Origin of the sequence: Streptomyces sp. NWU339 (assembly GCF_003143855.1) — a bacterium.
GTDB lineage: Bacteria > Actinomycetota > Actinomycetes > Streptomycetales > Streptomycetaceae > Streptomyces.
In genome coordinates this window covers 36,563-55,931 of record NZ_QFRK01000005.1, presented here as the reverse complement: position 1 = coordinate 55,931, position 19,369 = coordinate 36,563, and the positions used below count along the sequence as shown (strand labels likewise).

Genomic DNA, 19,369 nt, shown 5'->3' with positions numbered 1-19,369 from the left:
GTCACCTTCCTCCGGCGCCGAGCCGGGGTTCACCGGGTCGGGGCTCGGTCGGCCGGGGTTCGGCGGGGCGGCGGGACTGGTTCTGTCTGCGGGCCTGGAGCTGCTGACGGATCAGTTCGAGGCTGCGGACGACCGCTCCCACCTCGTCGTGGTACGTGGGGTAGAGCACCGACTTCAGATCACCGTCGGCCAGCTTCTCGGCGCTGGTGGCGAGGGCCCGCAGCGGCCGGGCGACCACCAGGTGCACCCAGCCCAGGCAGACCACGATCGCGGCGAGACCGAGCAGGCCGGCGAGCACACTGCGGTCCTCGCGCTCGTACGCGGTGATCTGGAAGCGGTCGGCGTTCTGCCAGCTGACCACGGTCCAGCCGATGTCGGCGGCGACACCGCCACCGGAGAAGGGAGCCGCGGCGGCGACGGTGACGTTGCCGCCGTCCCGGATGAGCAGCCCGTTCTCGACGGGTCCGGCGCCGACCTGCACGCTGCCCGCCCGGACCAGGTCGGTCAGGGCCTCGCGGGGCAGGTCCTCGAAGGCGAGGAAGCCGTTGCTGGCGGCGAGGGTGCGGCCCTTGGGGTCCACCACCCGGACCTCGCCGAGGCCGGGACGTTTCAGCAGTGAGTTGAGGAACTCGATCCGCACCTCACCCACCAGGGTGACGCCCTTCTCCTCGGGCACGGGGGCGCCGGCCTGGAGTACCGGCTTCTTGCCGCCCTCCCCGGACACCCTGACCAGGGGCAGCTTCTTGTCGTCGCTCCAGTCGTGCGGGTCGCCACCGGCGCGGGCGACGACCTCGCCGCCCGCGTCGACGACGTACAGCGCCGCGTACCGGGTGTGCTTGCGCAGGGCGTCCTTGAGCATGTTCTCGGTGGCGCCCCGGTCGGCCACGTCGACGAGACGGGAGGCGGAGACCAGGTCCGCCTGGGCCTCGTTCAGCGCCCGGCGGACCCGGTCGGACACCAGGTCGGTACGGTCACGCTGGTCGTTGACCATGGTGGCGGGCACGCTGACCGAGTCGTCGGTGCGGTTCAGCAGCAGGCCGACCGGCAGGCACCACAGGAGCAGCAGCACCGCGGTCACCACGAGCTGCGCCCGGATGCCGAACCGGAGCCGACCGCCCGGCTTCCCGGCGCTCGCCCGACCGGGGCCACCGGGACCGCCCGGACCGCCGAGCTGGCCCCGGAGCCGTTCCAGGGCGGAGCCGATCCGAGCGGCCTCGCCGCCGCGGAAGGTGCCGACGGGACGGGTCAGGTCACCCCGGGCGAGCCGGCGGGACTCCAGGAACAGACGCAGCAGCGGACGCTGCACCCGCGCCCACAGCACCGCGGCGGCCAGCAGTCCGAGCACCACCAGGGCACCGGCCGCGATCAGCCCGTACAGTTCCCGGTCCGCCGCGCCGGCGCTCTGCTCGGCGACCACGGGCAGCATGGCCACGACGGTGAGCCCGAGGCCCGCCGCGACGCTGTCCTTCTCCTCGGGGTCGGAGGAGGCCAGGGAGGCGTAGCCGGCGGTGACGACGCGACCGTTGTAGTCGTCGCCCACCAGATTCCCGCTGACGCCGGGGTAGCCGCGGGAACCGGGCTCCTTGGCGGTGACGGGGTGCTGCTCCGCCCGCTCGGCCGCTTGGCCGGACAGGTCGGACATCTGCTTCTGCAGGAATTCGAGCTCCGTGCGCTGCTGGTCCGAGTTGAGCGCCTCGGACCGCTCGAAGCCGGCCGTCGCGAGCACCTCGCCGTCCTTGGCCACGACCGCCATGGTGCGGAACGGACCCAGCGTGATGGGCGGCACGGACAGGCTGTTGGAGGCGATCAACAGCTGCTGCGGGCGGTCCTTCCAGTCGAGGACGGCCATCGTCATCAGCCGGACGTCACCGGTCTCCAGTCGCACCATGCGCGGGACGAGGGCGGTCTTTCCGGTGAGGACCTCCTTGTCCAGCCAGGCGAGCGGGATGCGTTCGCCACGCGCGGCGAGCACGTCCCCGCTCTCCAGGTCCACCACCGTGGTGCCGGTCCACTTCTGGTACGTCCTGCCCAGGTCGGACAGGACGTCCTCCGGCTCGGCCGGCTTCCCGGCGTTCAGCGCGGTGGCGGTGCGCCGCAGGTCCGTGACCCGCTCGTCGATCGAGGCGCGCAGGGCGATCGCCCCGTCCTCGGCGAAGTGCTGCTGGGAGGAGAGCACCGCCTTGGGCACGACGGGGTCGCCGCCGGGACCGAGCACCTTGGCGGTCAGCCCGGCCAGGGCGAGGATCAGTACGCACAGCACCGCGATCGGCGGGCGGATGCCGCCGAGCAGGGGCATGTCCGCCCGTCTGCGACTGCGGCGCTGTCCCTGCGCTGAGGGCGGCGCGACATGGCTCGATGTCACCGGTGGTCTTCCTTGGTCTTGACGCGAGTGCCGGGCGTACGCCGGGGCACCACTACCTCGGCCGTGCGACGTCGTCACTGAATGGACTGATAAACGCCGACAAGGTTGTATCCCCGACGCGGACTTCGGGTGTGGGTCCTGTCACTTCTCCATCGAGAGCTGCTCCAGGCCGTCGCCGCCGGGGGCGCCCCGGTTGTAGAGGAAGCCCCGGGTCCGGTCGAGCGCCAGCCGGTAGCGGGCGAGCCGCTCCTCGGACAGGTCTCCCGGCTCGTCGAGCATCTGCTGGGCGTCCACCAGCCGGAGGTCCCGCACCGCGCCCTCGGGCACCTCTTCCTCGTCCTCCACCTTGGGCGGGATGTCCACCAGCGTGGTGCGGTAGCGCGCGGTGACGTCCCAGCCCTCGGTGGTCTCCTGGAACTCGAACCAGCCGATGGCCCCCTCCTCGGTCAATCCGGTCGGCGAGGAGTGCCGGGCCACATGGTTGCCGAGGCTGTAGGCGATCCAGGTGCCGTTCACCTTCTGGATCGGCTGGACGACGTGGGCGTGATGGCCGATGACGAGGTCGATGCCCGTCTCCTCGGTGAGCCGCTGCGCCATCTGCAACTGGGGCACGCTGGGCTCGTTGTAGTGCTCCAGCCCCCAGTGGACCGTGAGGATCACTACCTCGGCGCCCTCTTTCCGGGCCCGCACCTCGGCCCTCTTGATCTCGTCGGTGTCGAGCCGGTTCAGCGCCCATTTCTGCTTCTCGGGCGTCGGGTTCAGGAACGACTCCCAGGAGTAGGAGAGATGCGCGACCTTGACTCCCTCGACGTCGCGGATGTTGATCCGCTCCGCCTCCTTGGCCGACCGCGCCGATCCGGCGTGTCCGAGGCCTACCTCGTCCATGACGTCCAGCGTGCGCCGCACTCCGTCCAGCCCGTGGTCGAACGTGTGGTTGGAGGCCGTCGAGCAGGTGTCGTAGCCCACGTCCTTCAGTGACGTCAGGACCTGCGGCGGGACCAGGAACTCCGGGTACCCCTCGAAGGGGCCCTCCGGCTTGCCCACGGGCGTCTCCATGTGGCAGATGGCCAGGTCCGCCTCACTGATGACAGGCTTCACCCCGGCGAGCAGCGGCCCGAAGTCCAGCCCCTTCTCTCCCTCACCGGTCTCCTCGGCGTCCTTGGCCGCCTGCTCGACCAGCTCGGGGTGGATGAGCACGTCACCCGTGGCCGCGACGGTGAAGGAGCGTCCCCCCGGCTTGGCCTGCGGCTCCACGGAGCCGTCGGCCGTACCGCACGAGGCCAGCAGGCCGGTCAGCGCGATCAGGGTGGCAGCCACCCGAACCTTAGGGAGAGACTTACGCTGTGTCACTCGGTCATGTTCACACGGTCCACACGGCCATCACGCCAATATCCATTACGAGACAGTCACGTTTCTCTCCAATTCTCGCCCTGTTGCTACTTTTTCTGACAGTGACGGGTTGCCAAGCCGACTCTGAGCGGAAATCGGAGGAAACTGTTCCGGCCTCCCGGGAGCTGGTGGACCTTCGCGGCCGTGTCCTCACCTACACGGAGGCCATCGAGCGCGACGGCCCCTACACGCCCCCCGACGCCGACCAGCGCGACCGGCTCGCCCGCGGCATCGGACGGCTCCTCGACCGGGACGCACGCGAGGCGGACGAGATCCTCGCCCCGATCGGCCTGCGCGTGACCCGCCTCACCGACACCGCGACCGGCCGCCGCTACGACGAGGTCGCGGCCTCGGGCAAGGGCCCGAGCACGGGCTGGGGGCGCCTGTATCTGAACGCGGACTCCACCGTCCGCTGGAACGCCCAGGTGCCGCACCCCGTCTCCGACCGAAAGACCGAGGCGCTCGGCCTACGACTGCTGGAGGACAACCCTGGCGGCGCGCTGGTCCTGGCCGGCGCCCACCGCCGGGCGGGCGACGGCGACGCCGATGTGGCCCACCGCGAGGACAGCGCCTTCCACCTGATCGTCGTGGAACTGCAGAAGCGCGGGGTGCCCGGCATCCAGTTGCACGGCTTCGCCGAGTCCTCCGCGAAGCGCTACGACGCCGTCCTCTCCGGCGGCGCCGCGCAGAGCGCACCCGGCGAGGCCTCCGTCCTGGCCGACCGGCTGGAGGCGGACGGGCTGCGGGTCTGCCGGGGCTGGTCGGCCCGCTGCCCCCTGGAGGGCACCACCAACGTCCAGGGCAGGGCGGCGCAGCAGCACCACGCGACCTTCCTGCACCTGGAACTGGCCCCGGACGGCCGCGGCGACGGCCCCGACGCCGAGGAGGTCGTGGCCGCCCTGTCTGGCCTGCTCACGACCTGGGCGGAGGAAGGAGCAGCTCGTTGAACAAGGTGCCGCGCAGGGTGTCCAGCGGGGTGCCGAGCGGCGAGGCGGGTGCGGTGCGGGTCAGCAGCACCGCACCGTCGCCGGCAGCGACCGCTTGTTGCGGGCCTCCTTGTTGCGGGCGGCCAGGAGGTCGTCGGCCGGGTAACCGACCTCCTCCAGGGTCAGCCCGTGCGGACGTACGACATGCACCGCCGAGTCCCGTACGCCCGCCGCCAGCACCTTGCCCGGCCAGTCGGGCTCGCGGTGCCCGTCGCCGACGAACAGCAGCGCCCCGATCAGCGAGCGCACCATGTTGTGGCAGAAGGCGTCGGCCCGGACCGTCGCCGTGATCACCCCGTCCGCGTCGCGCAGCAGGCTCAGCTCCTGGAGCGTACGGATGGTCGTGGCGCCCTCCCGCCGCTTGCAGTACGCGGCGAAGTCGTGCTCCCCCAGCAACCGCCGGGCGGCCTCGTTCATGGCGTCGACGTCAAGGGGCCAGTCGTGCCACAGCACATGGCCGCGCAGCAACGGGTCCACCCCGCCGGGGTGGTCGGTGACGCGGTACGCGTAGCGCCGCCAGACCGCGGAGAACCGGGCGTCGAAGCCCGCGGGGGCCTCGGTGAGGGACCAGATCCGCACGTCGCGCGGGAGCCGTCCGGCGAGTCGCTTGAGCAGCTTCTCCCGGTGCTCCCCCCACAGTTCGACCGGCAGGTCGACATGGGCCACCTGGCCGCGCGCGTGCACCCCGGCGTCGGTCCGGCCGGCCACGGTCAGCTCGTACGTCGTCTCCCCGGACCGCGTGACGGTCCGCAGGGCGTCCTCGATCTCCCCCTGCACGGTCCGTCTGCCGCCGGCCTGCTTGGCCCAGCCGGAGAACTCGGTCCCGTCGTAGGAGAGATCGAGACGGATACGGACGTGTCCGGGCTCTATTTCGTCACTCACATACAGATCCTCTCAGGCACGCGAAAGCGGGCCCGCCCCCACAAGGGCGGACCCGCTCAACGTGAAGCAGCGCTGCCTCAGGCGTCCTTGGCGTCCTCGGCCGGGGCCTCGGCGGCCTCGTCCTTGGTCAGGTCGGCCTTGGCGTCCTCGGCCGGGGCCTCGGCGGCCTCGTCCTTCTTGAGGGCGTCTTCCTTGACCGCGCGCTTGGTCGCGGCCTCGGCCTCGCCCGTCGCCTGCTGCGCGACCGTCAGGGCCTCGACCAGCTCGATGACGGCCATGGGCGCGTTGTCGCCACGGCGGTTACCGATCTTGGTGATACGGGTGTAGCCACCGGGACGGTTCTCGTACCGCGGGCCGATCTCGGTGAAGAGCGTGTGGACGATGCTCTTGTCCGTGATCACCTGGAGCACCTGACGGCGGTTATGAAGGTCGCCCTTCTTCGCCTTGGTGACCAGACGCTCGGCGTACGGGCGCAGCCTGCGCGCCTTCGCCTCGGTGGTGGTGATGCGCCCGTGCTCGAAGAGCGACTTCGCGAGGTTCGCGAGCATCAGCTTCTCGTGCGAGGCGCTGCCGCCCATACGGGCACCCTTGGCGGGCTTCGGCATGGTGTATCTCCTAGGTGTCTGCCCCGGCCGTATCAGGTACCGGAGTCAGTATCCGAGCAGGCGGTCGCCTGTCGGAGACCCCGCGCCCCAAAGGGGCGCGGGGAGGTGTCGATATGCGACTCCGTCGCGTGGGCTCGACCAGCCACGGCGGGCCCGCAGTCAAAAACGAACCGTCGAGCCCGAGCTCAGTACTGCTCGGTCTCTACGAATCCGGCATCCGCGTCGTCGTCCGCGCCGAAGGCGTCCGCCGCAGCGGTGGGGTCGAATCCGGGCGGGCTGTCTTTGAGGGCCAGGCCCATCCCCGCCAGCTTCGCCTTGACCTCGTCGATCGACTTCGCACCGAAGTTGCGAATGTCGAGGAGGTCCGCCTCGGAGCGCGCGACCAGCTCACCCACGGAGTGGATGCCCTCCCGCTTGAGGCAGTTGTACGACCGGACGGTGAGCTCCAGCTCCTCGATCGGCAGCGCCAGATCGGCGGCGAGAGCGGCGTCCGTCGGGGACGGCCCCATGTCGATGCCCTCGGCGTCGATGTTCAGCTCGCGGGCCAGACCGAACAGCTCGACCAGGGTCTTGCCGGCCGACGCCATGGCGTCACGCGGACGCATGGCCTGCTTGGTCTCGACGTCGACGATCAGCTTGTCGAAGTCGGTGCGCTGCTCGACACGGGTCGCCTCGACCTTGTACGTGACCTTCAGCACGGGGCTGTAGATGGAGTCGACCGGAATCCGGCCGATCTCCTGGCCCACCTGCTTGTTCTGCACGGCGGAGACGTAGCCGCGCCCGCGCTCGACGGTCAGCTCCATCTCCAGCTKGCCCTTGCCGTTGAGCGTGGCGAGGACGAGGTCGGGGTTGTGCACCTCGACACCGGCCGGGGGCGCGATGTCGGCGGCGGTGACCTGGCCCGGGCCCTGCTTGCGCAGGTACATCACCACGGGCTCGTCGTGCTCGGAGGACACGACCAGCTGCTTGATGTTGAGGATCAGGTCGGTGACGTCCTCCTTGACGCCCGGCACGGTGGTGAACTCGTGCAGGACGCCGTCGATGCGGATGCTGGTGACGGCGGCACCGGGGATCGAGGAGAGGAGGGTGCGGCGCAGGGAGTTGCCGAGGGTGTAGCCGAAGCCCGGCTCCAGCGGCTCGATCACGAACCGGGAGCGGAACTCGTCGACGACCTCTTCGGTCAACGAGGGACGCTGAGCGATCAGCACGAGGTATGGCCTCCAGTGTGTGGCGTCCGCTATGTGACGCCGTAGACACCCCGAAGGGTACGGGCGGTTCGGCCGCCCAGGAGGCCGAACCGCCCGACCCCGCCCGTCTGCCGGCCGGTCGGCCGGCTCAGCCCTTGCTGGAGTGGGCGCTGTCACGTTGTGGAGGGTGTGAGTACCTGACGGGGTGTCGGCTGTGGTGGGGCCGGGTTCCGGCTTTCGTGCTCAGGCCGCGGCGGGCAGGGCGGCGACGCCGGTCACCTGCTCCCGGATGGCGAAGCGGAGGGTCATCTCGATGCGGTATTCGGGGGCGGTCATCGGGTGGCGGCGGGGCCGGACGTGGGGTGAGATGCCGTTGAACGCGGCCAGGAACCGCTGTGCTCCTCCGACGGAGCGGAAGTCCTTCATGGCGCGTTCGCGCTGCCTCGTCGGCTGGTGGCTGTTCTCGGCCCGGTTGTTCAGGCCCCGGTGACAGCGGTGCCCGGCCGACGGCATGACCTCGCGGTGGGCCACGCCGCAGGAGCGGAGCGGGTCGGTGACGATCACCCGCGGCACCGTGCGGGTTGTCTTCAGCAGGCGGCGGAAGAAGCGCCGGGCCGCAGCGGCGTCCCGCCGGTTCTGGACCAGGAGGCCGGGCACGGTGCCGTCGGCGTCGACGGCCCGTCACAGGTACGTCCGCTCTCCGTTGATCTTGATGAAGACCTCGTCCAGGTGCCCCTTGTCGCCCGGCCTCGCACGCCGGCGGCGCAGCGCGCCGGCGTAGGCCTGCCCGAACTTCGCGCACCAGCGGCGGACCGTCTCGTGGGAGACGGGCATGCCGCGCCCGAGCATCAGCTCCTCGACCTCGCGGAAGCTGAGCGGGAAGCGGAAGGACAGCCACACAGTGGGCGATGATCTCCACCGGGTACCGGTGGCCCTTGTACGACGGCGGCGCGGACGACATGAGCGATCCCCTGTCCGGCACGATCAACTCCAAGATCATCCCAGGCCGGTCAGCCAACGTGACAATGCCGCTACCGGCGATGAACGCCCGGGCCTTGTCCAGCATGCAGGTGAGCTTGCGCTCGGCGTACTCGGTGCCCTTGCGCTCGCGCAGCTTGCGCGCCCACCAGCTGCCGCGGGTCTGGGTGTAGATCAGCGTCTGGTGGAAGTCGGCCGGTGACCACTCCCGGCCGGGCTGCGAGCACACGACGGCGAGCGCCATCGTGAGCCGGTAGCCGGAGTCGGCCTCGTCCCGCCCCCCACGTAGCGGCCCTCGGTCGCCCTCCAGCAGCAGCGACCGCCCGCTGATGGGGCGCCGCTGCCACACCGGCAGCACCGGACTCGAAGCCCGGGTCCTCGTCGTCGCGGTCACGGCATCTCCCCCGGTCGAACCTGGGGACACCACGCCCCGGTGCCGTACAGCGGGCCCAGGCGGACCGGGTCGAGCCACCCGTGCCGAAGTCGGTGGGATGGCCAGTGGGTTCATGCGGCGTTCACCGCCTCCGCCATCGGCACGCCGGCCTCGATCGTGCCCTCCTCGGCGAGTTCCTGGGCGACGAGCTGGGCGAACCGGCTCTGCCAGTCGGTGGACGCTGGACCTGTCGGCCGCTCACCGCGGACGGCCTGCAACTGCCGGGCACGCTCGGCGCGCAGGACTTCCACCGCGCGCAGCAGGGCCTCGTCCGCCGCCCGCTCGGCCGCCGTCTCCGCCGGTGCCCGGCCGGGATGCCGGTGGGTCCGGAGCTCGGTCGCGTACGCCCTGTCGGCCTCCGCCTGGGCTTCGGTGGAACGCATCAGCCTGTCGTGCAGGCTCTCCCGCCGCTGGTCGCGGATCTTCTCGGCGATCTCGCGGGCCGCGAAGCCCAGGGCCACCTCCTCGGCGCCCTCGGCACGCAGCCGGTCGAGCTGCTGCTCCAGCAGGGCCTGGGTGTCGGCCGCGCAGCGTGCGGTCGCCTCGGCGACTACAGCCGGGTCCGTGAGGTCGACGCGGGCCATGACAGCCAGATCCACCGCTTCAGCCAAGGCTCGTTCGGCTGCCTGGCGCCAGGTGCACACCGGGCACAGCCCGGCGGCATCCGGCATTCCGCAGGCGGCACACGGCGCCGCGCGGCGGGCTTCTTCGGTCGCGGCGAACTCCGCCCGGCGCTGGGCGATCACCCGCTCCCGGGCCTGCCGCTCGGCCAACTGCCGCTCCCGACGCACCGCCTGCGCAGCGGCCTTGGACATCACCGCCGCATGCAGCCGCTTCTCGACCTCCGCCCTCACCACCTGCGCGGCCGCACGGGGCATCTCCTGCTCGACCTCGGCAGTGATCCGGGTGCGCAGCGCCCGGCTGTCCCCGGCCAGGACCTGGCAGCTGGGACACTCGCCACCGGTGTCCATCCGCTGGCCCTCGTCGCACATCTGCGACCAGCACCACTGCCGCTGCGGCAGACCGCGGCCCAGCAGCCAGCCCACCGAATTACTGACCGGCCGACCCATCTGCTGCTCGAGCCGTCGTTCCAGCCGCTCGGCCAGGATTTCCTCGGCGTGCTCGGACCCGACGATGCCTCGCACAGCATCGAGCTGGATCCGGACCGCCGTAGCGACATGCCGCTGCGTACTCACCCGGGCGATCCGCTCCCAGACGCTGCGCACCGGGGCCAGCACCGCCTCCAGTCCCGCTGGCAGCGACGCAGGCCGGACGAACACCGCAGGCCCAGCCACCGATGCCCGCTCCTGTGTCGCCGGCACGCCCAGCTCACCGCGGACTTCTTCCTGCTGTTCCCCGCGAAGCGGGCCACCTTGCCCCCCAGGGACCGTCTCCTCGACGACCGTGTCGGGGCCCGGCTGGTCCTCGCCCGCGTCCGCGGGCTCCGGCAGACCACCGCAGTCGCGATCGGCTTCGCCGGAAAAACCACGAGAGAGCGAGAGAGAACCGCTTATCTCAACCACCGGAGCGTGGGGGGCGTGGTGTAGTGCACCAGCGGCCGCTTCGCGTCCCCCCTCCAACGGAGAACGTTTGCCCTGGTCAGAGGGCATATCGGCGTGGGTTTGACTCGCTGCGAGCGAGTCTTGATCCCTGAGTGCACCAACCGCACCCCGAGAAAAGCCCTCATCGACGACGTCGAAGCCCTCCTGGACCCAGCCGTCACCCTTCAGCACGGTCTGAGGAGCATCGGACGACGCTCCTCCGGCGGCACCACACACCGCACAGCCGGAAGTATCCGAGGCCCCCTCATGCACACCCTCCCCCAGTCCGCTCCCGACCAACGACAACTCCGAGCCCCGCGCCCGCCTATGGGCGGCCGCGACCGCAGGGATCACCAGCCGTTCACCCGCGCCCGACCCTGGCGACGACGCGTGCACCTCGACCACGCCCTCGGCAACCATGTCGTCCAGCACCTGCTCGGCATCCTCGACCGGGCAGCCGAGCAGCCGCCCCACCGTCGCACCGACTCGCCGGTGGCCTTGCTTGACAGCGCCGCCCACCAGGCGAACGCTCCCGTCAGCCCGGGCTTGCAACGCCAGATGAAGCAGTGCCAGGCGCGCTGTCGCAGCTCCCCTCCCCCGCCGTTCGCCCAGCAGCCCGGCTGGCGTTGCCGGCTTGTCCACCGGCGCCCATCCCGGACCGAACAGGCGCTCGCACAACCGCAGAAGCGTCGCCGCCTCCGACTTGTTCAGCATCAGCGGGCTTCCCCGGCCGTCGAGGGCCGTCGTCAGCGGGAGCAACTCCCACTCCAACCCGCTGACGTATCCCTCGGAGTTCTTTTTCACCGAGGTCTCGACCGCCCCTGACGCACGCAGCGCCGGCAGTACCCGATGGTCGACGTACGACTCGGAGAAGCCCAGCCACCGGGCCATCTCCCCTGCCCGCAGCAGCAGCGTCGAGGAACCCACCGGGGCCTTGGCCAGCAGCACCACCGTGGCCAGCCGCTCGGCATCTTGCCGCCCACGCACAGCACGGTCGCTCAGCAGCGCATCCAGCGCCGCCTGCAACCTCGTGCGCATGCCACGGCCCAGGTCCAACGGATCACCAGGACCCGTCTCCGGGGTCGGCCCGGCTTCTTCAATCACTCGTCCCCGCCACCCACGGTGACGCGGAGACGTACCAGAATGCTTGGAACGAGCCGCCCGATCAGCCGTTTTTGGCATGACTGAGCCAGCCCTCGTACGGACAGCGATGACCTGCTCCATAATCGAGGAGGGAAAGGGGCACCGTCACCGCGGTCCGATCTGGCTAGGGCAAGCACGAGAGACAGACCCGGTGACGCTGGTAATCAGGTGGCTATTTGGTGACCGACCCCCTCTTTTCTCGCGCAGTGCGAACAGCCCGGGATCGGTAGTCCCGGGCTGTTCGCGTTCCGGTCAACCTGCAAGATCGACTCTGGGGATAGAGGCCGGTGCGTGATGGGCGCCATTTCGTTGCGGGCATGGGAGAGGACGGCAGCACCCGCAAGGACACCCTGAAGCTGCCATGCCGCCTCAACTGGTCGCGGAGGGCAGTGGATGAGCACGCCGTGGAGGCGTGGACACTGGGTCGTTGGGCCAGGTCTTCTGATGAGGGGGACGCGCCGTTCGCGGGCAATAGAAGACCAGCCCCTTGGCTGGCAGCTATGATCTGCTCCCGTCGAGGGGAAAGAGGGAAACGTCCATCGCCGTCTGGCCTGCTGATCTCGCAGCCAGACACGACCTATTCGGTTGGGGAAGGCATCACCTCCGTGTGTTGGGTGGGTGCTGCGGTGGCATAGGCGGTGGGCCAGCGTTGCTGTGGCGGACGTGGTGGACGCGCACTTGGGCGTGCCAGGAAAGTTCGCTAGAGAGCGACAACCTGAGGACCGAGTGGTTGCCCTAGGCCTTGGAGGCCCTCGACAGGACAAGCAACTTGCCGGCTGACGGATGAGTCACGCGCCCTGCGGCGGGGCCGCAGGCACTGAGACAGGTCACGGAACGGCCTGCTCGAGGAAGGGGTTGCGGGCCCCTTCCTCGTCGGCATGGTGCACCTGGAGTTGATCATGGTTACCAGTTTCGATGGGCATGACAAGGGAGACACGTCTAGCCGAGGCTCCTGTCAGCGGAGACGACTCGGCTAGAGGCTGGTAACCTCGAGGGTGGCGAGAGAGGCTACTTAGCCTTTTCGGTTCGGCACCCACCCTGTTTGCGGCAGGTCAGTGGGTGCCGTTCGCTTTATGCGGCGTCCTTGGCGGCTCCTTCGTCGAACTCGTCCGCCAGCCGTTGCTGCAGCTTGACGTGCCAGGCTCCAATGGGCAGAACGTGGTACGGCAGGTCCCTTGCGAGGGCCTCTTCGCTGAGCTGCAGCAGCTGGTAGTCCTGGTGGGCCAGGGCGACGGACTCGGGGAAGGCCACGAGCCGCGTTCGGGGATGGATCTTGTCCTTGCCCCCAGGCTGGGATGCTGCGACTAGCAGTTCCATCACTATCCGGACAGCGTCCCAGTCACGTTGGAACGCTGCGGTGGTGCGCTCGCCCTGCTGTGTTTCCCTGTTCGTTGACCTCGTGGCGCCGAGCGCTGCCGCAACCTGCGCCAGCACAACGTCGTGAGGACGAAGCTGGTCAGCCTCCGGCAGGAGCCCGATTCGCGCCAGATTCTTGAGAGTCCCCGCCCCGACACCCGACCACTCGGACACGGTGCGCTGGGACACCGTTCCGTTTCGTCGCACGGCTGACCTGCGAGGCGGCACTGGAACTCCTTCCGAGCAGAGCTGTGGTGAGCACGAGACTATCGTGCCGTGCTGCGAATCATACGACCCTCGCGCACTTTTGACGCAAACCCAGGAAGGCCCGCGTGTCGCAGGCGTGACGTTGCGGCCCGCCGGCAGGGAGGCAGTCAGCACTGGATGCCGACAACAGTGCAGGTAGGGCGGCCTTTTGCATGCGGAAGGGTGAGGATCAGGACGGGAGTCCGAGAGAACTGAAGGAAGCGTCAGGGCATTTGGAGTGCACGAGGGTCGTGCAGTTTGGCGGTCGATACGGTACTCAGCGAAGCCTGCGGTGCGTCCGCGAAGAGGCTCGCCTGGCTGGGCCGGCGACTCTTCTGCGTCCGAGGGTGCCGCGTGTCCCTGTGTCCCGCTACGTGTCCCGCTACGTGTCCCAGCTTGTGACTATGTGAATCTATGGTTGAGAGGAAGGGGTGCGAGCCAGCTCGGCTCGCACCCCTTCGCAGACTGACTCAGATCAGGCTGGCGCCTCAGCCTGCAGTTGCGCGAGGAGCGACTGCACGATCACGTTGATCATGTGGCCGTGGAGACCTGTGGTGTTCGCCAGGAGGAGTTCGTCCATCATGTCGTCGAGCCACTCGTCGTTCTTTGTGCTGATGCTGTAGTGGTTCGCCGAGGCGGAACCTCCCTCCTCTCCCAGGTGCTGGTCGCGGAAGTCGTCCGCGGCCTTGATGAGGTCGGCGACAGGCACCTCTCGCACCAGGGTGATGGCAGCATCGACGTAATGGCTCGGCTTGAGGGCCCTGAGCCCGAGCATCCTCTTGTCGCTGACCATCTGGCGATTCACCGCAGTGGCGACTTCATCGTGGAGGCGGATGTTGCGCTTCGCGTTCTTCTTGCCCGTTCGAGTGGCCTGGGCCAGGCGGTAGCTCTTGGCCAGCTCGTAGTAGGCCACTGGCAGGCCCTGAACCTTCTGCTCAAGCTGAGGCGGAAGGGCATCGAGCATCTTGCTCTCGGCATAGCCGCTGGACGCGGGGAAGGCGGGCCCAGCCGTCCGGCGAACCGCCACCTCCCCAGTGGGCGCTGAAATGCCTGGCGCAGGGTCTGAAAGGCCGCGAATCAAGGTGTTCGGAAGCTCAGGGGTGGTGCCCATCGTGGGGGCCCCAGCCCTCTGCACAACATGATCACGTTCCTGCGAGGGGATGGGTACTGCTTCCGCAGGCGATTCGGGATCGACGCTGGTGTCGTTGTGCCCGACGTTCGAGCTGGGAGCAGAAGCATCGGGCACGGTGCTGACTGAGGAGACTCGAGATGCGGCCGGCTGGGCCAAGGACTCAGCCGCGGCAGCTGGCTTCTCCGTACGCTGCGGGGCAGGGGGTACGGCTGGCTCGACTGTGACCGTGGGCGTCGAGGCAGGGGCGGCCTCTGCCGTGATCCCAGCAGCGGGTGTCTCGTCAGCCTTCGGAGCACCGTCGGAGTTCAGCGCAGTAGAGGCTGCTGCTGGCTGTGGTCCCTCGTTGTTGATCTTTGAGAGCGCGCCAGACGCTGACAGCTGGTTGAGCCTCCCGAAGGCAGCACTGGCCTTGGTAGCCCTCTTACGCGGGGCGGGCGTCTTTCCCTTGCCCTTGGGTTCGGCCATTACTGGGCCTCCACCGCATCGTGAAGCCATGCAGCTTCGCGCTCCGCGATGACCGAGGCGGGCACGCCGAGGACCTCCGCGAGCACAGAGCTGAAGTAGCCGAAGTCGTCCGGAATGGACCCCCAGGTGTCTGCGATCCCTTCGAGGAGAGGGACGGTCCCTTCCAGGAGCCCGACCGAAGGTAGGCCATCCGGGTGATCGGCGCTCTCGCCATTGATCAAGCCTTGGATGTACTCACGGGCGTTGGCGTAGCTGCTCCGCTTGGGGAACGACTTCGCGAGCATGACCGACAGGTCAATGCGCTCCCCCATTTCCTCCAGAAGATCGAACGTAGTGGTCAGCTGAACCACGTCGCCAACGTGCTGCTGCGTGGGCACGATCCCGCGCTTGGTCAGCATCCAAGCCGTCTTGAGTACGCCCTTGTCGGTGGGTCCGACGTCGATGATGAGGTGTTTGAATCCCCTCGCCATGAGGTCGGTTACCTGCTTGGCCATGGCCGAGCCCGTGTAGCCAACGACAGTCACGAGAGGCGGCCAGTCTTCGCCGGCAGCTGCCTGCCATTTAAGGCACGTTTTGTTGGTGTCATCGGCGTCTACCAGGAGAACGGGTTCTCCGGTGAGCGCCAGGATCAGTGCGATGTAGACGGACATGGTCGTCTTCATCACTCCGCCCTTTGCGTTGCCCATGGTGATTTTCACGCCGTCGGGCGTGTTGAGGGCGGCAAGGACAGCGGTTTTCAGGGGCTCCGGGAGTTCGTTGACCAGTTCCCCCACTTCCTCGGCGACGTGCGAGGGGATTGTGAGGACGGGTGAGGTCATCGGCTCGGATCGGAATGTTGCGGAAGCGGAAGGCGCTTCGCTTGAAGGGGAGGGGACGAGCCCCTGTGTCTGCTCGGGAGCGAGTTCGCGCGGCATGTGAGTTGTGTACCTGCTTACTTCTGGGCGAGATGCTACTTGGCTACCGTGCACCCGCGTCAGCTGGCACTGCAGCGACCCTCAGATTGCGGTGAGTGCCGATAGGAGAGGGCTGTGTGGGAGGAGGGCTGCTTGCCCGTCAACCTTCATCACCCGACGGCTGGTCGCTTCGGTGCCGAACTTCCTAGGCGGCTGCTCGGCTGCCATCCGGCCTGTTGGATGGCGAGGCCACGCTAGCAGAGACGTGATGTCCCCTTGGGTGGGACGCACGGAAGTGCGCCCAAGTGAGTTGCCACCCCCCGTTGAAGGAGCGTCGACGCCTCCTCGTGTCGCGGTCGTGTTGGGCGAATGGAGTGGTTGCGTGTCGGTCGGTACGGCGCCGAGGGTGCTGCAGTTTCCTTCGTGGACGTCGGCCATAGGAACCCCCGGAAGGGCGGCTGTGTCCCAGTGTCCCTCACTGTGTCCCACCCTGTGTCCTCGGTAGTGCATTTGTGAAACAGCAGGTCAGAGGGTGTTTTTACTCTCTTTTTGCTTTTCAGGTGGGCGTCCTTGAGGGTGCGCACTCGGCCTGTCGCGCCCTTCGGTGAAAGCAGGAAAGGCCTACAGAAGCGGCATGAAAGACAAGACAACTGTTCATGGGTATAAGCGACTTCATTCCTATTTTACTCACTCTCCTGTGCGCGAGGGTCGCGCGCTCGCACCTACGTGGCGAGCCGTCAAGTGGGTCCGAGACTCAAGGTCAGGCCGTCGGATCGGGCACCCCGTGGCGATAGCTCGCTTCCCGGCCCGGACGGCCCCCTGGCGGAAGCCGAGATGGTCCAGGCGCACGAGCTGCTCGACAGGGGAGAGGGCGGGTGCCGATTAACCATCCGGCCTGTTCAGGCGGCCTGCTGATACTCATGCAGGGTTCCGCCGAGCCGGTCTTGTCGGTGGATCTCCAGGTGCACGATCTGTCCTGGTCTGGTGGTCGGTTCAGGCAGCGAGCGGAGCGGGGCGGCCTGGCCAAGGGCCCGGTGCGGCCGATGCCCGCTGCAGAACGATTCGAACTCGCGGAGCGCGTGCAGGAGGTGGCTCTGGTTCCAGCTCAAGGTGCAATCCAGCAGCTCCCCGCGGCAGGTCGGTAGCCAGCGCTGTATGAGGGAGTTCCTTCGGGGCATCCGGGCACCGCTGGTGACGGCCTCCAGCCCGGCACCGGCGAGCACGGCGTCGAAGGCCTGCGTGAACTTCGAGTCCCGATCGCGGATCAGGAATCGGGCCCTGCTGCCTGCGTCCTGCAGCTCCAGGACGAGGTCACGCCCCAGCCGCACGATCCACTGCGCGGTGGTGCCCGGGAGCCGGACGCGCCTGGTGGCGTGCTTGATGACGGCGAAGATGGACAGGCACGCCGGTCAGGGTGCGAGTCTCGAACGGGTCGCAGGAGGGCAGCGCGTCGGCCTGACTGCGCGGAAAGGCGGCCCGGGTCGTGCTCTGCCGTTCGGGCGTGGGCGGGATGCCGTGCTCGCGGAGGATCTCCCAGACCGGGCAGGCGGCGGCCTCGATGCCGAGGGCGGCACGAGGGTGCGGGTCGAGCGGACGGTGGGTGGGCGCCCGCGGCGTTTCGACGTGCGGGTCGCGGCGTGGCTCCGGGTGAGCGGGTTGTGGGGCCGGCGCAGGATCGTGTCCGGGCGGACCGGCAACAGGAGGTGCGGCGGCTTGCCCCCGGGAGGTGGGGGGGCAGGCCGGCGAGAACTGCACGGTCGGTGTCGGTGAACCTGGGCTGGCCGACTTGGCGCTGCAGGACCGGCGGTTGGTGCCGTAGTGCGAGGATCTCGATGTCTTTGTCCCGGTCGCTCCTGGGCAACGGGCGCAGGAGCGCGAAGGTGTTGGTCAGGGCGAGGTGGGCTAGGCGCGGCGGCACGACACGATCATGATGCCGCCCGGCCCCTGTCCCCGTGAAGATCGCGGGGCAGGCAGCGGCCCCGGCCGGAGAGCGGCGCTCAAGGCGGCCACCTGCACGGATGCTTTATCGGCACCCGCAATGTCCCGTTCGGTGGTCCGGACCATACGAAAGCCCCGCTTTGACAGGATGTCAATGTCATGCGTGCGCGCACTTTCCGCGCCCGTCCATACCCTTCGACGGCCGGGGCCCGACGGTGCGGGCGCGCATCACGGTGCCGTGGACACGCCGACGGCGCCGTGACGACCAGGGTCCTGCGCCGGTGCGGCCGAGACTGGTCCCGGAGCGGATGCGTCCCGTGCGCTTCGGTGGTGCACGGGACACCGAGTCAGCCGCGGAACGCGACGACGATGGGACGGATGCCATGCCTCTCGAGGGCGAGTACGAACCCAGTCCGACACAGTGGGTGCGCGAGCAGGTGGAGCTGTACGAGAACTCCGGCGGGACGCAGGGAACGACCCTGCGGGGCACCGGCCTGCCCGTCGTCCTGCTGACCAGCCGGGGCGCCAGAAGCGGCAAGCTGCGCAAGACCCCGCTGATGCGAGTCGAGCACGAGGGGCGCTATGCGGTGGTGGCCTCACTGGGCGGAGCGCCCAGGCACCCGGTCTGGTACCACAACCTCAAGGCCCATCCGCAGGTCGAACTCCGGGACGGACCAGTACGGCAGGACATGACGGCTCGCGAGGTGACTGGGGCGGAGAAGACCGACTGGTGGGAGCGAGCCGTCGCGGCCTTCCCTCCCTACGCCGAGTACCAGGAGAAGACGGACCGGGAGATCCCCGTGTTCGTGCTGGAGGCGAAGGAGGAGTGAAGCGGGGGTAACCCGGCTGGCGGGGCGCTCGCGCGCACCGGGGACACTTTCTTCGGCCCGGTGCGCATGAACCACCGGCGGCCGGGCACGCGTGCCTCAGGCCTCGCCGCGCTCCCCCGTCGCGGCGGGGCTCTCCCATGCCTCCCGCGCCTCCGGGGCGTTCCGGTCGGTGACGTCGAGGAAGACCTGCGCCGCCTCGGGGACCGCGTCGCCGATGGACCGTTTGATGCGGACGGCGACCTCCTCCACCCACTCGCTGTCCAGGCCAGGTACGAGGTCGACCCGGGCCGCCACCAGGGCGGTGTCGAGGCCGGTCTGCATCGTGAAGAGGGCCTCCACACCGTCGGTCTCGGGCTGCGCCACCAGCAGCTCGCGGATCCGCTCACTCGCCTCTGGATCGGCCGCCTCACCGATCAGCCGGTCACGGGCGTCCCGCTCGAGCCGGTAGGCCACGTAGACCAGCAGCGTTCCGATGGCGAGCAAGGCGGCCGCCTCCCACACCACCTGCCCGGTGGTCAGGTGCAGCGACATGGGCTCTGTCACGTTGGCTGTCCGGGTGGGATGATCTTCGGGTTGATCACGCTGGGAGGGATTGCCCGTGGACAGCGCACCGCCGTCGTACCAGGGCCACCAGTACCCGATCGAGGTCATCTCCCACTGCGTGTGGCGGTACCACCGCTTCCCGCTGTCGTACCGCGAGGCCGGGGAGCTGATGCCCGGCACGGCGTGCTCGTCTCCCATGAGACGGTCCGCCGCTGGTGCGCCAAGTTCGGGCAGGCCTACGCGAACGGGCTGTGCCGCCGCCGGTCCCGGCTCGGGGACACATGGCACCTGGACGAGGTCTTCATCAAGATCAACGGGGAGCTGACGTACCTGTGGCGGGCCGTCGAGCAGGACGGCACCGTGCTCGACATCCTCGTGCAGAGCCGCCGGGACACAGCCGCGGCCAGGTGTTTCTTCCGCCGCCTGGTGAAGGTGAACCGCTCCGGGGCTGATGGAGGCT

At 69.1% G+C, this 19,369-nt stretch carries 12 protein-coding genes and 4 pseudogenes; 4 read left to right on the top strand and 12 right to left on the bottom strand.

Annotated elements, in window-relative coordinates:
* Nucleotide 1: 1 nt before the first annotated feature.
* Together DIZ27_RS08420 and DIZ27_RS08415 are read right to left on the bottom strand one after the other, a co-directional pair.
* Nucleotides 2–2,296 (bottom strand): HAMP domain-containing protein, encoded by a 2,295-nt coding sequence (locus tag DIZ27_RS08420; RefSeq protein ID WP_109377687.1) that lies wholly within the window; start codon nt 2,294–2,296, stop codon nt 2–4.
* 207 nt (nt 2,297–2,503) lie between these two features.
* Nucleotides 2,504–3,679, bottom strand: a complete 1,176-nt coding sequence (locus tag DIZ27_RS08415) for a CapA family protein (RefSeq protein WP_375231943.1) — start codon at nt 3,677–3,679, stop codon at nt 2,504–2,506.
* Between the two features lie 200 nt (nt 3,680–3,879).
* Between DIZ27_RS08415 and DIZ27_RS08410 the strand changes: the two genes are divergently transcribed.
* A complete protein-coding gene (locus DIZ27_RS08410) occupies nt 3,880–4,698 on the top strand; it encodes a hypothetical protein (RefSeq protein ID WP_375231942.1) in 819 nt (272 codons plus the stop codon).
* A 60-nt stretch (nt 4,699–4,758) separates the two neighbouring features.
* Here the strand turns inward: DIZ27_RS08410 and truA are convergent, their stop codons facing one another.
* The 4 genes and pseudogenes from truA to DIZ27_RS08390 form a co-directional block, all read right to left on the bottom strand.
* Complete coding sequence (gene truA / locus DIZ27_RS08405; RefSeq protein WP_109377685.1) at nt 4,759–5,619, bottom strand: tRNA pseudouridine(38-40) synthase TruA; 861 nt, start codon at nt 5,617–5,619, stop codon at nt 4,759–4,761.
* A gap of 77 nt (nt 5,620–5,696) precedes the next feature.
* Nucleotides 5,697–6,224 carry a 50S ribosomal protein L17 gene (gene rplQ, locus DIZ27_RS08400; protein WP_109377684.1) on the bottom strand — a complete coding sequence of 176 codons (528 nt, stop codon included), beginning with the start codon at nt 6,222–6,224 and terminating at the stop codon, nt 5,697–5,699.
* A gap of 185 nt (nt 6,225–6,409) precedes the next feature.
* A complete protein-coding gene (locus tag DIZ27_RS08395; RefSeq protein ID WP_109377683.1) occupies nt 6,410–7,432 on the bottom strand; it encodes a DNA-directed RNA polymerase subunit alpha in 1,023 nt (340 codons plus the stop codon).
* A gap of 222 nt (nt 7,433–7,654) precedes the next feature.
* A pseudogene (locus DIZ27_RS08390) lies at nt 7,655–8,372 on the bottom strand (IS6 family transposase).
* On the opposite strand from DIZ27_RS08390, the gene DIZ27_RS45615 reads away from it, so the two are divergent.
* Entirely contained in the window at nt 8,320–8,562 is a 243-nt protein-coding gene (locus DIZ27_RS45615; protein WP_181383456.1) for a hypothetical protein, read from the top strand. The pseudogene DIZ27_RS08390 and the gene DIZ27_RS45615 overlap by 53 nt on opposite strands.
* A gap of 331 nt (nt 8,563–8,893) precedes the next feature.
* Here DIZ27_RS45615 and DIZ27_RS48395 read toward each other — a convergent pair whose 3' ends face one another.
* The 5 genes and pseudogenes from DIZ27_RS48395 to DIZ27_RS08365 form a co-directional block, all read right to left on the bottom strand.
* Complete coding sequence (locus DIZ27_RS48395; RefSeq protein ID WP_146228917.1) at nt 8,894–11,389, bottom strand: hypothetical protein; 2,496 nt, start codon at nt 11,387–11,389, stop codon at nt 8,894–8,896.
* 1,188 nt (nt 11,390–12,577) lie between these two features.
* The gene (locus tag DIZ27_RS45105; protein WP_146228916.1) at nt 12,578–12,823 is read right to left on the bottom strand and encodes a hypothetical protein; all 246 of its coding nucleotides are present in this window, start codon (nt 12,821–12,823) and stop codon (nt 12,578–12,580) included.
* A gap of 760 nt (nt 12,824–13,583) precedes the next feature.
* Entirely contained in the window at nt 13,584–14,705 is a 1,122-nt protein-coding gene (locus tag DIZ27_RS45100) for a hypothetical protein (RefSeq protein WP_146228915.1), read from the bottom strand.
* On the bottom strand, nt 14,705–15,523 hold the full coding sequence (locus tag DIZ27_RS08370; protein ID WP_181383445.1) for an AAA family ATPase: 819 nt from the start codon (nt 15,521–15,523) through the stop codon (nt 14,705–14,707). Before DIZ27_RS08370 ends, DIZ27_RS45100 begins: the two co-directional genes overlap by 1 nt.
* Nucleotides 15,524–16,497: 974 nt before the next feature.
* A pseudogene (locus DIZ27_RS08365) lies at nt 16,498–17,468 on the bottom strand (integrase).
* Between the two features lie 451 nt (nt 17,469–17,919).
* Here DIZ27_RS08365 and DIZ27_RS08360 point away from each other — a divergent pair.
* Nucleotides 17,920–18,366: a nitroreductase family deazaflavin-dependent oxidoreductase gene (locus DIZ27_RS08360; protein WP_109377857.1), complete on the top strand. Its 447-nt coding sequence runs from the start codon at nt 17,920–17,922 to the stop codon at nt 18,364–18,366.
* 96 nt (nt 18,367–18,462) lie between these two features.
* Here the strand turns inward: DIZ27_RS08360 and DIZ27_RS08355 are convergent.
* A pseudogene (locus DIZ27_RS08355) lies at nt 18,463–18,897 on the bottom strand (hypothetical protein); the annotation flags it as partial.
* 67 nt (nt 18,898–18,964) lie between these two features.
* Between DIZ27_RS08355 and DIZ27_RS08350 the strand changes: the two are divergent.
* Nucleotides 18,965–19,350 (top strand): annotated as a pseudogene (locus DIZ27_RS08350) (IS6 family transposase); the annotation flags it as partial.
* Between the last annotated feature and the right edge of the window lie 19 nt (nt 19,351–19,369).